Source organism: Magnetospirillum sp. 15-1 (genome assembly GCF_900184795.1).
Taxonomy (GTDB): domain Bacteria; phylum Pseudomonadota; class Alphaproteobacteria; order Rhodospirillales; family Magnetospirillaceae; genus Phaeospirillum.
The window spans coordinates 429325-444416 of sequence record NZ_FXXN01000025.1; the positions used below are offsets into that span (position 1 = coordinate 429325).

The following is a 15092-nucleotide window of genomic DNA, read 5'->3' on the forward strand; positions in this document are numbered from 1 at the left end:
AGGAACCGACATGAAATACCCCACGCCCCCCACCGTCATTCCTCTCGACAACATCCTGCCTGACGAACCCCTGCTGATGATGGGCGCCGGCCCCGTGCCGATTCCGCCCAAGGTGGCCATGGCCAACTCGCTGATCATCAATCACCTGGGCGACACCATGAACGCGGTGATCGAGCAGGTGAAGACCATGGGGCGCTACGTCTTCCAGACCGCTTCGCCCCACGTCATGGGCGTGGCCGGCCCGGCCTCGGCCGCCATGGAGATGGCCATCGCCAATCTGGTGGAGCCGGGGACCCGTGTCCTGTCCATCTGCAACGGCCTGTTCTCCAAGCGTCTGGCCGAGATGGCCACCCGCGTCGGCGGCGATGTCACCATTCTCAACGCTCCGGATAAGCGCGCCGTTGCCGCCGAGGACGTGGAAAAGCTGCTGAAGACCGGCGACTTCCAGATTCTGACCGTGGTGCAGGGCGAGACCTCCAACACGGTGTGGAACCGCGATCTGGTGGAAATCTGCGGCCTGGGCAAGAAATACGGCTGTCTCAACATCGTCGATGCGGTGTGCACGCTGTCCACCATGCCCATGGAAATGGACGAGTGGATGGTGGATGCCGTCATCACCGGCGGCCAGAAGGGCCTGTCCTCCATCCCCGGCGTATCGCTGATCGCCTTCTCGGAAGAGGCCTTCACCCGCATCGAGAAGCGTAATTCCCCCATGGCCCATTGGTGCCTGGACGCCCGGCTGGCCCACCAGTTCTGGCACAACCACTCCTACCACTACACCGCTCCGGTATCGGGCATCCTGGCGCTGCACGAGGCGCTGCGCCTGATCGGCGACGAGACCCTGCCGGGCCGCTTCCGACGCCACGCCCAGTGCTCGATTGCGCTGCAGCGGGGCGTGCTGGCCATGGGCCTCAAACTGCTGATCGAGGAGGATTCCCGCCTCAACTCGGTGGTCGGTATCGAACTGCCCGATTACATCTCGGCCGATCAGGTCCGCCACATCATGAGTCAGGTGCACAAGGTGGAAATCTCCGGCGCCTTCGGCCTGCCCATCGTCCGTATCGGCCAGATGGGCGAGCAAAGCCGCGCGCCCAACCTGTTCCGCACCCTGCACGCGCTGGGCTCCGCCATGCGGGCGGCCGGCGGCAAGGTGGACATGCCCGGCGGCATGGCCGAACTGGAACGCAGTCTGGCGTCGGAGGTGAGGGGGTAGGGGCGTCAACAGGAACGCGAAGCAAATTATTTTTCCTGTTCACGTTTGCTTCCCGTTGCGAGTCGCTAAGGACTGTGCCCCTATAACCCCATTGGGTTTCAAGAAATCCCTTCAACGGTTCGCCGCTGAAGGGATTTTTTGTTGAGGACTCCGTCCATGCCGAACTTGGGATTCATGGTTCTGGTAGGGTTGATCACGCTGGCCTCGGGGGCTGCGTCGGTAACCCTTGCCCTGATCCCTGATCTTGGCCTGTCGCCCCATGCCGCTTCTCTGATCCAGATGTTCTCCGACACCTGGAAGATAGGTGTCGGAGCGCTCATCGGCGCCGGCAGAGAGTTTGGCTCCCGGTGAATTCACCACCAAGGCACCAAGGACACCAAGAGGATATTTCCGTATTTCGTCATGCCCGGACTTGTTCCGGGCATCCACGCCCGTCAGCCCGACGCATTGTTTCAGGGAAATTCGTGCGGAACCGCATGGATGGCCGGGGCAAGCCCGGCCATGACGGCGAGAGAGAGGCCCGTCCTCGGCTCCGCCCTCTTGGTGTCCTTGGTGTCTTGGTGGTCGGACCGACTTTTCCGTGCCCCCGAACCGGTACGATTCAGGAGAACGCCGCTTCCGGCTGGCTTTCGCGCACGATGTCGATCAGGCGCAGCAGGATGTCGGGCTCCTGGGCGCCGGCCAGGGCGTAAGAGCCGTCGAGGATCAGGCAAGGTACGCCGTTGACCCCCAGGCGGTGAGCGCGGGCGTTGTCGTTGAGTACGCCGGCCGCGTCGTCGTCGGAGGCCAGATAGGCGGCCAGCGCCTCCCGCTCGATCCCGAACGAGGCGCCGAGATCGGTCAGCACCGCCACGTCGCCGATATCCAGCCCCTGGGAGAAATAGGCTTTGTACAGGGCCTCGACCACCTCGGCCTCGCGGCCGGTGGCGTTGGCATAGCGGATCAGCCGGTGGGAATTGAGCGAATTGGGCATCCGGGTGATGGACTCGAAATCGAATTCGATGCCTTCGCTCTTGCCGGCGGCGGCCACGGCGGCGTGGACCCGCTGGACGCGGGCGTTGCCGCCGAACTTACGGTCGAGATAGACCCGGCGGTCGATCCCTTCGGGCGGCAGATCGGGATTGAGCAGGAACGGGCGCCAGACGATGCGGGCACGGGTCTCCGGACGCTGGGCGAGGGCACGCTCCAGGCGGCGCTTGCCCACGTAGCACCAGGGGCAGACGGTGTCGAAGACGTACTCGATCCTCACCGGCGTTCCTTTCCGGAAATCAGTCCAGCTTGGCCTGCACCCGGGCCAGCAGCGATTCCAGCGTATCGGTTGTCTTGGCATCGGTGCAAGCCACCTGAACCCAGACCTTGATGGGCTGATAGACTTCCCGCACCGCGAAATCCGTATAGGCCAGCACGCCGGCGATGCGGTGCATCACCACCTCGGCCTCGACGGTGGGGGTATCGGGCAGCACCACGCAGAACTGATTCTTGGCGTAGAGCGCGGTCAGATCCTCGGCCCGCAGCAGGCCGCTGATCCACTGGCCCAATTGCTGGGCCAGATGTTCGGCGGCATCGTCGCCGAAATGGCTGCGCACCCCTTCGATATTGGGGATGTAGAAGAACACCACGGCCAAGTGGCGGTCATGGGTCTTGGCGATTTCCAGGCGCTCAGCCAGATAGGCGTCGAGGTAGGCGCGGCTGTAGAGCCCGGTCAGGGCATCGCGGGTCTGTTCCTTCAGGCTCTCGAACAGGGCGCCCCGGATGGACCAGCGCAATTGCTGGCGGCGGACCATGCTCAGCACCGAGGCCCGCAGGATGCCGGAATCGAGGGGGCGCGGCAGCACGCGGCTGGCGCCCCGGCGGTAGACGTCCACCGCCGGCACGCCCTTGTCCACCACCACCACCATGGGCAGGTTGAACAGGCGCGGATTGTTGCGGACCTGGGAGGCGAAAGCGAGATAACCCTCGATATCTCCATCGGCGGTGACCACGGCGGCGTCGAAATTGCGGTGCTCCAGCAGGCTTTCGGCATCGTAGAGGTTGGCGCTGCTGATCACCTCGGCCGAGGCGCCGAGAATGGCGCCGACCCCGTCATGGTCGTGGCCAACCACCAGGATGCAGGGGCGGATACCGTCCTGCACCGAAGCCCGCTCGCTGGCGGCGACGCCGAATTGCCGGGCGGCGCAGGCGCGATGGCGCAATTCGGCATGCATGGTGGCGAGGCGGACCAGCGGGCGCAGCCGCGACAGCAGCTCCACGTCGTCGTCATGGATGGAAATGGTATCGTCCATGCCGGCGGTACAGGCCTTTTCCGCCGCGTCGGCCGTGACCTTCTCCACCAGCAGGACCATGGGAATGTCGGCCAGCAGGGGTTCTTGCTTCAAAACGCCGCCCAGGCCGATGGCATCCTCGCCCACGTCCCCCACCAGGATCAGGTCGGGATGTTCGTCCTTGGCCAGTTGCAGGACCTGCTCGCGGCTGGTGGCGTGCATGGCGTGATAGCCGTTGTGCGACAGACGCGCCAGAATCGCTTCGGCGGCGCCCGCGTCGGCATGGGCTACAATGACGTTGGCCAGACGGATCATGGAAGATGAACCTTCGATTACGGAATTGCCGCCCAGCATAATACGGATCGCCGTCCGCCATAAGGGGGTATGACCTCATTGCCGCATTGGCGCCGAAAGGCTAGTCTTGCGCCCCTCAATTTCCTGCAAGGAGCAAGTCATGTCCGGGCATTCCTCGCCGATGGTCAACCGCCGCGATTTTCTCGCCGCCGGCGCGGCCGGTGCCGCCGTCCTGGGTCTGGGTGATCGGGGGCTCGGTGGACGGGCCCAGGCCGCGCAACCGCTGAAGATCGGCCTGCTGCTGCCGCTGTCCGGCGGTCTCGCCCGCGAAGGCCAAAGCTGCAAGCGCGGCGCCGACGTCACGCCGGGCCTGCTGGCCGACATGGGCATGCCGGTGCAGCTGATGATCGCCGATACCGAGACCAACATCGATACCGCCCGGACGCGGGCCGAGAAGCTGATCGCCGACGGCGCCCAGGTGCTGATCGGCGCCTTCGATTCCGCCCATACCCTGGCGGTGGCCCAGGTCTGCGAGCAGCGCGGCGTGCCGCTGGTGATCAACATCGCCGCCGCTCCCAACATCACCGAGCAGGGATTCAAGACGGTCTTCCGCAACTTTCCCACGGCGCCCAAGCTGGTGAGCGAGGGCCTGGCCCTGATGAAGGATGTGTTCAAGATCACCGGCACCACGCCCACCAAGGCGGTGTTCCTGCACAACAACGACACCTTCGGCACCGCCATGGCCGGCGCGGTCAACAAGCTGTTCCCCACCCTCGACATGCCGTTCCCGCTGGTGGAGACCATCGCCTATGACGGCAACGCCCGCGATCTGGCGGTGGAAGTGGGCAAGGCCAAGGCCACCGGCGCCGATCTGGTGCTGCTGGTGCCCCATGGCGACGACTGCATCCGCGTCATCCGCGAGATGGTCAAGCAGCGCTTCGAGCCCAAGGCGGTGGTGTCGCCCGGCAGCCCCGGCATGTACGAGGTCCAGTTCTACAAGACGCTCGGCAAGTATTCGGATTACTGCATGACCAACCTGCCGTGGATCAATCCCAAGACCGCCATGTCGCAGGCGCTGCTCAAGGCTTTCTCCAAGGCCTATCCCGACGCGCTGTTCGAGATGAACATCGGCTACACCTTCGAGGCGATCCTGATCGCCGCCGACGCCGCCAAGCGGGCCGGCAGCACCGATCCCAAGGCGATCCTGGCGGCGCTGCCCGCCACCAATATCGCCGAGCACGTGATGATCGGCGGCCCCATCGTGTTCGACGCCAAGGGCCAGAACACCAATACCCGCTCGGCCACCATCCAGAACTTCGGCGGCAAGCCGCTGGTGGTGCTGCCCAGCGATGTGGCCGAGGCAAAGCCGGTATTCCCCGCTCCGGGCTGGCAACAGCGCGGCTGATGTTGTACAAGCCGACGGCCGTCGCCTAAGGACGGCCGTCGGATGTTTCTTTCGCATGAGCATTGACCTCGCCAACCAGATCCTCACCGGCTTGCTGACGGGGCTGGTCTACAGCCTGATGGCACTCGGCCTGTCGGTCATCTTCGGCGTCGTCCGCGTGGTGAATTTCGCCCACGGCGAGATGACGGCGCTGGCCATGTATGCCGCCTGGGCGCTGTTTACCTGGCTGGAGCTTGACCCGCTGGTCGGCATGCCGCTGATCGCCCTGATGCTGTTCGTCCTCGGCTACATCATGCAGCGCGGCCTGATCGACGCCTTCGTGTCCAAGCCCGAGCACATCCAATTCATCCTGCTGGTGGCCATCGCCATCATCATGGTCAACGGCTCGCTGCTGACCTTCGGTCCCGACGCCCATGGCGTCCAGGTGTCCTACGGCTTCGACACCTATGAGGTGGGGCCGCTGCTGGTGGACAAGGTCCGCCTGCTGGCCGCCGCCGCCGCGCTCGGCATCTCCGGCCTGCTGATGCTGTTCTTCCGCCGCACCATGACCGGCAAGGCCATCCGCGCCTGCGCCGACAATCTGGTGGGCGCCAAGGTGATCGGGCTCAACGTCAAGCAACTCTATGCCGTTACCTTCGGCATCGGCGCGGCCTGCGTCGGCGCCGCCGGGGCGCTGCTCTCGCTGCTGATCGACGTCATGCCCTCGACCGGGCCGGAACTGACCATGCTGGCCTTCATCATCGTCATCGTCGGCGGGCTGGGCAGCATGGGCGGCGCCCTGCTGGGCGGCATGCTGATCGGCGTATCCGAGGTGCTGGCCGGCTATTTCCTGATGCCCTCCATGAAGGGCATGTTCAGCTTCGCCATCCTGATCCTGATCCTGGTGCTGCGGCCCCAGGGGCTGATGGGGGCGCGCAAATGAGCCGCCAGGCCATCCTGCTCGGCGGGCTTGCCGCCGCCTTCGCCCTGGCGCCCCTGGTGGCCGGGCCCTACCTGCTCTCGGTCCTGGTGGTGGTGATGTACTTCGCCTATGTGGGGCAGGCGTGGAACATCATGATGGGCTTCGCCGGCCAACTGTCGCTCGGCCATACCCTCTATGTGGGGCTCGGCGCCTATACGGCGGCCGCGCTGTTCGTCCATCTGGGCGTGCCGGCGGCCCTCGGCCTGTTCGCCGCGGTGGCGGTGGCGGCGGCGGTGGGCGGCATCGTCGGGGCGCTGGGCTTCCGCTTCGGGGTCAAGGGCGTCTACTTCGCCCTGCTGACCATCGCCTTCGCCGAGTTCACCCGCATCCTGTTCGAGCACATCCCCGGCCTGGGCGGCCCGGCCGGACTGTTCCTGCCGGTGGGCAGCCGCGACAGCTTCGACCTGATCCACCTGCGCGGCCATCCGCTGATGTTCTATTACCTGATCCTCGCCATGACGGCGGGCATCTTCCTGCTGTGCCGCCGGCTGGTGCGCTCGCGCCTCGGCTACACCTGGCTGGCGGTGCGGGAAGATCAGGAGGCCGCCGCCGCTCTCGGCATCAACGTCTTTCGCGCCAAGCTCACCGCCGTGATGCTGTCGGCGGGGCTGACCGCGCTGGGCGGGGTGTTCTTCGCCTTCTACTACAACAACCTGTTCCCCAATCAGGCCTTCGGCATGAACCGGTCCATCGAGATCATCCTGGCGCCTATCGTCGGCGGGCTGGGGACCCTGTTCGGACCGATCCTGGGAGCGCTGATCCTCACCCCGCTGGGCGAGCTGATCACCGCCGTGACCGAGGCCATGGGCTTCAAGGCGGCCGGCATCAAGCAGCTGTGCTACGGCCTGTCGCTGCTGGCCATCGTCAAGTTCCTGCCCGACGGCGTCTGGCCGTGGCTGCGCGGCCGTCTGGGGCTGGACCGGGGACCGGACGGGGAGGACGAGTCTTGAGCGCCGCGCCGCTGCTGCTGGTCGAGGGGCTGGTGAAGAATTTCCGCGGCCTGCGTGCCGTGGACGGCGTGTCGTTCAGCGTCCAAGCCGGCGAGGTCGTCGCGCTGATTGGTCCCAACGGCGCGGGAAAGACCACGGTTTTCAACATGATCGCCGGGGTCTTTGAACCGGATGGCGGGCGGATCGAACTGGCGGGGGCCTCGCTGGTCGGCCTGCGTCCCGATCAGGTCTGCCGGGCGGGAATCGGCCGCACCTTCCAACTGGTCAAGCCGTTCGGCAACATCTCGGTGGAAGAAAACGTGCTGATCGGCGCCCTGCGCTGGACCCACGACCTCGGCGCCGCGCGCCGCCGGGCCCGCGAGGTGCTGGACCTGCTGGGGCTGGCCGACAAGCGCCGGCAGATGGCCCGCAGCCTGACGCTGCCCGACCGCAAGTGCCTGGAGGTGGCCCGCGCCCTGGCTACCGCGCCGAAGCTGTTGCTGCTGGACGAGGTCATGGCCGGTCTGCGTCCCGCCGAGACCGACCGCATGGTGGACATCTTCCGCAAGCTCAACCGCGAGACCGGCCTGACCATCGTGCTGATCGAGCACGTCATGCGCGCCGTGATGGCGCTCTCCCAGCGGGTGGTGGTGATCAACACCGGCAAGCCGGTCTGCGAGGGCACGCCGGAAGAGGTGGTGCGCGACCCCCGGGTGCTGGACTGCTATTTGGGGCAGGAGAAGCTCTGATGCTCGACGTGCGGGAGCTCGACCTGTTCTACGGCGACGCCCAGGCCCTCGCGGGCGTCAGCTTCACCGTGCCCGACGGCTCCATCACCGCCATCGTCGGCGCCAACGGGGCGGGCAAGACCTCGCTGATCCGCGCCATCGCCGGCATGGAAACGCCGCGCGCCGGCTCCATCCGTTTCGACGGCCACGACATCACGGGCCGGGAAAGCTTCGAGATCTGCGATCTCGGCCTGGGGCAGGTGGCCGAGGGCCGCCAGGTCTTCCCGACCATGAGCGTGCAGGACAACCTGGAACTGGGCGCCATGGTACCGCGTGCCCGCAAACAGGCGGCCGAAAGCCTGGAGCGGGTGTGGGCCATGTTCCCCCGCCTGCTGGAACGCCGCAAGCAAATGGCCGGAACGCTGTCGGGTGGCGAGCAGCAGATGCTGGCCATCGGCCGCTGCCTGATGGGCATGCCCCGCATGATCATGTTCGACGAGCCCTCGCTCGGCCTGTCGCCCGCCATGGTCCACGAGGTCTTCGCCATCATCCGCCGCCTGCACGAGGACGGCATGACCATCGTCCTGGTCGAGCAGAACGTGGCGGTATCGCTGCACATGGCCGACCACGCCTGCGTGCTGGAGAACGGCCACGTGGTGATGGAGGGGAGGGGAGCCGACCTGCTGGGCGACGATCGCGTCAGGGCCGCCTATCTGGGACTGTAGCCTTGAATCCGGGCGGCAGCGGCCCGACCTTGTGCAAGGAAGGCGCAAGGGCAGGGGGGGGACCGGATGATTGCCGCCGACGACACCTGGACATCCATCCACGGCGTAAGGCTTCCCCGGATTCTCTACGGCACCGCCTGGAAGAAGGAGCGGACGGCCGGTCTGGTCGAACTCGCCCTGGCGACCGGCTTTCGCGGTATCGATACCGCCTGCCAGCCCAAGCATTACGACGAAGCCGGCGTGGGTGCCGGATTGGCCGCAGCCCTGACCAAGGGGTTGCACCGCCAGGACATCTACCTGCAAACCAAGTTCACGCCCCTGGCCGGCCAGGACCCCCAGCGCATTCCCTATGACCCCACAGCCAGTCTGGCCCGGCAGGTGGCGCAGTCCTTCGAGCGGTCGCGGGCGAACCTGGGAACGGATGTCCTGGACTGTCTGGTGCTCCACTCCCCCCTGGCCGATCCGTCCGACTTCGCCGAGGTGTGGCGGGCCATGGAAGCCCTCTTCGAGAGCGGCGGTGTGCGGCAACTGGGGATCAGCAACTGCTATGATCCCGAGGTTCTGCGCCATCTCTGCGAGACATCCAGGGCGAAACCCGCCGTGGTCCAGAACCGCTTCTACGCCGCCACCGGCCATGACCGCGCCATCCGCGCCTATTGCCGCCAGCACGGCATTCTTTACCAGAGCTTCTGGACCCTGACCGCCAATCCGGACATCCTGGCCCATGACACGGTCAAGACGCTGATGGACAGGCATCGGCGCACTGCGGCGCAGATCTTCTTCCGCTTTCTCAGTCAGATGGAGATCATCCCACTGATCGGAACAAGTTCGGCCGAGCATATGCGCGAGGATTTGCAGATCGTCGATTTCGCGCTGGCGGATGAGGAGTGCCGATCAATGGCAAACCTGCTGGGCTAATGGCGGATGGGGTAGGATTCGAACCCACGGAGGCTTGCGCCCCTCCGGTTTTCAAGACCGGTGCAATAGACCACTCTGCCACCCATCCGCTGGCTAAAGGCAGATTTAGCGCACCGGGGCCGGAGGCGCAATGGGGGAGCAGCCCTACTTTTTAAACGAACATATATTCGTTTCTTTGGGGGCCCGTGCTGTGATTTGATGAAGGCAACGAGGGGCGAAGCCCCCGCCGGACTTCACAAAAGGGGAAACGCTCTCATGATCAGGAACGTACGGATTCCGGCCCTGGCCGGCGCCATGACCCTTGCGCTTGCCGCCCTGCCGGCCGTGGCGGCGGAGCAGACCGTCAAGATCGGCATTCTGTCGGATATGTCGGGTCCTTATTCGGACATGGGCGGTCCCGGCTCGGTGGCGGCGGCCCAGTTGGCCATCGACGATTGCCTGGCCAAGGAATGCAAGGGCATGAAGATCGAGCTTTTGTCCATCGACCATCAGAACAAGCCGGATATCGGCGTGCAGAAGGCCCGTGAATGGGCTGACGTCAACAAGGTTAACGCCATCGCCGACCTGACCAATTCGGCGGTGGCGCTGGGCGTGCAGAAGCTGACGCTGGACCACGATTTCGTCGCCATGTACTCCGGGCCGGCCACCACCAAGCTGACCAACGAGGATTGCTCGGCCACCGGCTTCCACTGGATGTTCGACACCTATGCCCTGGCGGCGGGCTCGGCCCAGGCCATCACCAAGATGGGCGGCAAGAGCTGGTACTTCCTGACGGTGGACTACGCCTTCGGCCATTCGCTGGAGGCCGATTCCATGGCCATGGTCAACCAGTTGGGCGGCAAGGTTCTGGGCAGCGTCCGCCACCCGCTCAACTCGGCGGACATGTCGTCGTTCCTGCTGTCGGCGCAAAGCTCCAAGGCCCAGGTGATCGCGCTCGCCAACGGCGCCGCCGACACCATCAACGCCATCAAGACGGCACGCGAATTCGGCATCGTCCAGGGCGGTCAGCAGGTGGTGCCGCTGCTGATCTTCCTGACCGACATCCGCAGCCTGGGCCTCGACGTCGCCCAGGGACTGACCTTCACCGAAGGCTTCTACTGGGACCAGGACGATCAGGCCCGCGCCTTCGCCGCCCGCTTCCAGAAGGCCTTCAAGGACCGCAAGCCGACCATGGTCCAGGCGGGCACCTATTCCAGCGTGCTGCATTACCTGCGCGCCGTGGCGGCGGCCAAGACCACCGAGGCCAAGGCGGTATCGGCCAAGATGCGCGAGATGCCCATCTCGGACGCGGTGATGCGCCATGCCGCCATCCGTCCCGACGGGCGGGTGATCCACGACATGCTGCTGGTCAAGGTGAAGAGCCCGGCCGAATCCAAGGGCGACTGGGACTTCTACACCATCCAGGCGACCATTCCGGCGGCCGAGGCGTTCAAGCCACTGGCCACCTCGGCCTGCCCCGCGGTGAAGAAGTAGCGTTCAGACCGGGGAGGGGGCGGCGCCGTGCCGCCTTCTCCCCGGATAAGGCCCGTGACTCTCCGCATCCGGCGTGTCATGTAGGCTTGCATGTTCCTGCTGTCCAAACTGCTCGGTATCGCCACCGATCCGGCCACCATCGTCCTGCTGCTGTTGCTGGTCGGCTGGCTGCTGACCCTGTCGCGGCGCTGGCTGCGCCGGGGACGGGCGATCCTCGGCCTCACGTTGCTGGTGGTGAGCGTCCTCACCGTGGTGCCGGTGGACCGATGGATCATGACCCGGATGGAGGAACGGTTCACCGCCCCCGATCCTCTGCCGGACAAGGTGGACGGCATCATCGTGCTGGGCGGAGCCATCAACCCGCTCCTCAGCGCGGCGCGAGGACAGGTGGCGGTGGGCGGCGGCGCGACCCGCATGACCACCCTGATTCCCCTGGCGCGGCGCTATCCGGAGGCCCGGCTGGTCTTCACCGGCGGTTCGGGGAGCGCCTTCGAGCAGGAATACCGGGAAGCCGATTACGCCAGGATCTTCTACCGCGATATCGGGTTCGATACCGACCGGATCGTCTTCGAGCGGGATTCGCGCAACACCCGCGAGAATGCCACCCTCTCCAAGGACCTCATGCGGCCCAAGTCAGGCGAAACCTGGCTGCTGATCACCTCGGCCGGGCACATGCCGCGTGCCGTGGGTTGTTTCCGGGCGGTGGGGTGGCCGGTGATCCCGATTCCGGTGGATTACGCCACCACCGGCCTGCGCAAGCCCTGGTGGGCCGAACTGCGCTTCGACCCTCAGCAGGGATTTTCCGGCTTCCAGTCACTGATTCATGAGGGTCTGGGATTGGTGATATACCGCCTGATGGGCTGGACCGACGCCCTGCTGCCGAAGCCTTGAGATTGCAGTGGCCGGTCAAAGTGTGGCACAACACCCGGATGCTTACCAGATTTGGGGTTTGGCGCATGGCTAGGGCGACGAAATCTTGGATGATGGCCGGATTGGCGGTGGCCGCTCTGTCGCTGGGCGGCTGCGCCGCCTCGGCCGAGGAGCCGGCCGCCCAGGCCGAGCCTCAGGTCGCCACGGCGGAAAGCGGCTTTACCGCCTTTTTGGCCGGGGTGCGCGCCGAAGGCCTGGAAAAGGGCCTCAGCCCCCAGATTCTGGACGCGGCCCTGGCCAACGTCACCCATATCGACCGGGTGATCGAACTGGACCGCAAGCAGCCGGAATTCACCCTGACCTTCAACGAGTATCTGAGCCGCATCGTCTCTCCGGCCCGGGTGGAGGAGGGGCGGCGCAAGCTGGCCGAGAACAAGGCGCTGCTCACCGAGATCGAGCGCCGCTACGGCGTGCAGCCGCGCTTCGTAGTGGCGCTGTGGGGCATCGAGACCAATTTCGGCAAGAACACCGGCGGCATGTCGGTGGTCTCGTCCCTGGCGACCCTGGCCTATGACGGGCGGCGCTCCAAGTATTTCCGCACCGAGCTGATGAATGCGCTCGCCATCCTCGACCAGGGCCACATCGCGCCCGCCAATATGATCGGCTCGTGGGCCGGGGCCATGGGCCAGTGCCAGTTCATGCCGTCGACCTTCCTGAAATTCGCGGTGGACTGGGACGGCGACGGCAAACGCAACATCTGGACCAACCGCTCCGACGCCCTGGCCTCGGCCGCCAACTACCTGTCGTCGGAAGGCTGGAGGGGCGACCAGACCTGGGGACGGGCGGTGAGGCTGCCCGCCGATTTCTCCCGCTCCCTGCTGGGTGTCGAGACCCGCAAGACGGTGAAGGAATGGGCGGCGCTGGGCGTCAAGGCCGCCGACGGCAAGGCGCTGCCCGCCCGCGACATCACGGCCTCCATCGTGCTGGCCGAAGGAACCAAGGGACCGGCCTTCCTGGTCTACGACAATTTCCGGACCATCATGAAGTGGAACCGCTCCACCTTTTTCGCCCTGGCGGCAGGGCATCTTGCGGACCGCATCGGTGGCAAGTAGACTACCACATCTTTGGCCGGACATGCGGGGAGGGGACTAGATGTCGCGGAAGACGCGCTTGGCTATGCTGCTGCTGTCCGGAACCGTGCTCACGGGCTGCGCCGAGATGAATCTGTTCGGCCACGTGGCCAAGTCGGTGGGCGGCGACAATCCGCCGCCGCCCTCGTCCTCGGCCGCCACCAATTACAAGGTGGGCAAGCCCTATCAGGTGGCCGGCGTCTGGTACTATCCCCAGGAAGACTTCGCCTATGACGAGACGGGCATCGCCTCGTGGTACGGCCCCGACTTCCACGCCAAGCTGACCGCCAACGGCGAGGTCTTCGACCAGAACGCCGTCACCGCCGCCCACAAGACGCTGCAGATGCCGTCCATCGCCCGGGTGACCAACCTGGAGAACGGGCGGTCGATCGTCGTGCGCGTCAACGACCGCGGCCCCTTCGTCAACGGCCGTATCCTCGATCTGTCGCGCCGCTCGGCCCAGCTTCTGGGCATGGAGGGCAAGGGCACCGCCAAGGTGCGGGTTCAGGTCCTGACCGAGGAAAGCCGGGTCCTGGCCGGCAAGCTCAAGCCCGACACCGCCGGCAACGAGCCCAAGGTGGCGAGCGCCGCGCCGCGCGGCTCGGTCTCGGCCGAATCCCTGCCGCCCCCTCCCGGCGTCAAGAACGGCGACAACGGCCAAGTGGTGGTGGCCTCGTCGGCCCAGCCCAAGCAGCGCGGCATGACCGCCGAGGCGGTGGAGCGTGAAATCGCCACCCAAGAGGTGAAATCGGTGCCGGTGCACCCCACCTCCATCTATGTCCAGGCCGGCTCCTACGGCCGCCACGACAACGCCAACCGCATGGTGGCGCGCCTGTCGCGGGTGGGCAAAGCCCAGTTGCAGCAGGTCAACATCCAGGGCAAGACCCTGTTCCGGGTCCGTCTGGGCCCCGTGGCCAGTGTCGAGGAGGCGGATCGCATTCTCGATTCCGTGGTCGCCGCGGGGGCGCAGGACGCCCGCGTGGTCGTCGATTAACAACGAAAAGGCCGATGTGATGCTCGCTCTCTTCCGCCGTTCGCTGGTCGCGGCCCTGGCCGCCGTTCCCCTGGCGGCCTTCTCGTCGCTTCCGGCCCAGGCCCAGTCCATCGAGACCGCCGCCAAGCAGGCCATCATCATCGATCACGCCAGTGGTCAGGTGCTGATGGAAAAGAACGCCGACGAACTGATGGTCCCCAGCTCCATGAGCAAGCTGATGACCGTCTACATGGTCTTCGACAAGCTCAAAAGCGGCGCCTGGAAGCCCAGCGACCGCCTGCCGGTCAGCGAGACCGCCTGGAAGAAGCATTACAAGTCCGAAGGCTCGCTGATGTTCCTGCCCGTCAACTCCACGGCCTCCGTCGAGGAATTGCTGAAGGGCGTGGTGATCCAGTCGGGCAACGACGCCTGTTCGGTGCTGGCCGAGGCCCATTCCGGCACCGAGGAAGCCTTCGCCGAGGAGGAAACCCGCAAGGCCCGCCAGATCGGCCTGACCCACTCCACCTTCAAGAACGCCAGCGGCTGGCCCGAGCCCGGCCACCTGATGACGGCGCGCGATCTGGCGGTGCTGTCGCGCCACCTGATTTCCGACTTCCCGGAATACTATCCGCTGTTCAGCCAGATGGAGTTCGTGTTCAACGGCATCAAGCAGGGCAACCGCAACCCGCTGCTCTACAACACGCCGGGCGCCGACGGGCTGAAGACCGGCCATACCGAGGCCGCCGGCTACGGCCTGACCGCCTCCATCAAGCGGGGTAACCGCCGCATCGTCATGATTCTGAACGGCATGACCTCCATGAAGGAGCGGGCCGAGGAATCGCGCCGCCTGACCGAATGGGCCTTCCGCGAGTGGGAGACCTACGCCCTGTTCAAGGCCGGCGAGGAAGTGATCCCCGACGCCGAGGTCTGGCTGGGTCAGGCCGAGACCGTGCCGCTGCTCATCAAGTCCGGCATCGAGGTCACCATGCAGCGGCGCAACCGCCCCGACATGAAGGTCACCACCATCTATAACGGCCCCATCGCCGCGCCGGTCAAGGCCGGCCAGGAAGTGGGCAAGGTCGTGATCACCGCTCCGGGCATGACGCCGGTGGAGGTGCCCATGGTGGCCGGAGCCGACGTGGAGAAGCTGGGCTTTGCCGGCCGCATGTCCACCGCCTTCAAGCGCGTCATCTGGGGCAAGAAGGGCTAAGC

Annotated in this window: 15 protein-coding genes and 1 tRNA gene; 13 read left to right on the forward strand and 3 right to left on the reverse strand. The window is 65.9% G+C overall.

Annotation, left to right across the window (positions count from 1 at the left end; translation table 11 throughout):
- Positions 1 to 10: 10 nt before the first annotated feature.
- The gene (locus CP958_RS15000; protein ID WP_096702854.1) at positions 11 to 1213 is read left to right on the forward strand and encodes an alanine--glyoxylate aminotransferase family protein; all 1203 of its coding nucleotides are present in this window, start codon (positions 11 to 13) and stop codon (positions 1211 to 1213) included.
- 156 nt (positions 1214 to 1369) lie between these two features.
- Complete coding sequence (locus CP958_RS15005; protein ID WP_096702856.1) at positions 1370 to 1564, forward strand: hypothetical protein; 195 nt, start codon at positions 1370 to 1372, stop codon at positions 1562 to 1564.
- Between the two features lie 250 nt (positions 1565 to 1814).
- On the opposite strand, the gene CP958_RS15010 is transcribed toward CP958_RS15005, so the two are convergent.
- Complete coding sequence (locus tag CP958_RS15010) at positions 1815 to 2462, reverse strand: DsbA family oxidoreductase (RefSeq protein ID WP_096702858.1); 648 nt, start codon at positions 2460 to 2462, stop codon at positions 1815 to 1817.
- 19 nt (positions 2463 to 2481) lie between these two features.
- Positions 2482 to 3789: a diguanylate cyclase gene (locus tag CP958_RS15015; protein ID WP_096703085.1), complete on the reverse strand. Its 1308-nt coding sequence runs from the start codon at positions 3787 to 3789 to the stop codon at positions 2482 to 2484.
- A gap of 139 nt (positions 3790 to 3928) precedes the next feature.
- On the opposite strand from CP958_RS15015, the gene CP958_RS15020 reads away from it, so the two are divergent.
- From CP958_RS15020 to CP958_RS15045, 6 genes are all read left to right on the forward strand, one after another.
- Positions 3929 to 5173, forward strand: coding sequence for an ABC transporter substrate-binding protein (locus CP958_RS15020; protein WP_096702860.1), 1245 nt, complete (start codon positions 3929 to 3931; stop codon positions 5171 to 5173).
- A gap of 55 nt (positions 5174 to 5228) precedes the next feature.
- On the forward strand, positions 5229 to 6095 hold the full coding sequence (locus CP958_RS15025; protein WP_096702862.1) for a branched-chain amino acid ABC transporter permease: 867 nt from the start codon (positions 5229 to 5231) through the stop codon (positions 6093 to 6095).
- A complete protein-coding gene (locus CP958_RS15030; protein ID WP_096702864.1) occupies positions 6092 to 7084 on the forward strand; it encodes a branched-chain amino acid ABC transporter permease in 993 nt (330 codons plus the stop codon). The genes CP958_RS15025 and CP958_RS15030 overlap by 4 nt, the downstream gene beginning before the upstream one ends.
- A complete protein-coding gene (locus CP958_RS15035; RefSeq protein WP_096702866.1) occupies positions 7081 to 7812 on the forward strand; it encodes an ABC transporter ATP-binding protein in 732 nt (243 codons plus the stop codon). Before CP958_RS15030 ends, CP958_RS15035 begins: the two co-directional genes overlap by 4 nt.
- Positions 7812 to 8516: an ABC transporter ATP-binding protein gene (locus tag CP958_RS15040; RefSeq protein ID WP_096702868.1), complete on the forward strand. Its 705-nt coding sequence runs from the start codon at positions 7812 to 7814 to the stop codon at positions 8514 to 8516. The genes CP958_RS15035 and CP958_RS15040 overlap by 1 nt, the downstream gene beginning before the upstream one ends.
- 66 nt (positions 8517 to 8582) lie before the next feature.
- On the forward strand, positions 8583 to 9434 hold the full coding sequence (locus tag CP958_RS15045) for an aldo/keto reductase (RefSeq protein WP_096702870.1): 852 nt from the start codon (positions 8583 to 8585) through the stop codon (positions 9432 to 9434).
- On the opposite strand, the gene CP958_RS15050 is transcribed toward CP958_RS15045, so the two are convergent.
- A tRNA-Ser gene (locus CP958_RS15050) sits at positions 9435 to 9522 on the reverse strand.
- A 167-nt stretch (positions 9523 to 9689) separates the two neighbouring features.
- Here CP958_RS15050 and CP958_RS15055 point away from each other — a divergent pair.
- The 5 genes from CP958_RS15055 to CP958_RS15075 all read left to right on the forward strand — a co-directional run bounded on the left by CP958_RS15055 (position 9690) and on the right by CP958_RS15075 (position 15090).
- Positions 9690 to 10907 (forward strand): ABC transporter substrate-binding protein, encoded by a 1218-nt coding sequence (locus tag CP958_RS15055; protein WP_096702872.1) that lies wholly within the window; start codon positions 9690 to 9692, stop codon positions 10905 to 10907.
- A 90-nt stretch (positions 10908 to 10997) separates the two neighbouring features.
- Positions 10998 to 11798, forward strand: coding sequence for a YdcF family protein (locus CP958_RS15060; protein ID WP_096702874.1), 801 nt, complete (start codon positions 10998 to 11000; stop codon positions 11796 to 11798).
- Between the two features lie 89 nt (positions 11799 to 11887).
- A complete protein-coding gene (locus tag CP958_RS15065) occupies positions 11888 to 12889 on the forward strand; it encodes a lytic murein transglycosylase (RefSeq protein WP_242442914.1) in 1002 nt (333 codons plus the stop codon).
- 40 nt (positions 12890 to 12929) lie between these two features.
- Positions 12930 to 13901: a septal ring lytic transglycosylase RlpA family protein gene (locus CP958_RS15070; protein WP_096702876.1), complete on the forward strand. Its 972-nt coding sequence runs from the start codon at positions 12930 to 12932 to the stop codon at positions 13899 to 13901.
- A 19-nt stretch (positions 13902 to 13920) separates the two neighbouring features.
- Positions 13921 to 15090: a D-alanyl-D-alanine carboxypeptidase family protein gene (locus tag CP958_RS15075; RefSeq protein ID WP_096702877.1), complete on the forward strand. Its 1170-nt coding sequence runs from the start codon at positions 13921 to 13923 to the stop codon at positions 15088 to 15090.
- Positions 15091 to 15092: the final 2 nt, after the last annotated feature.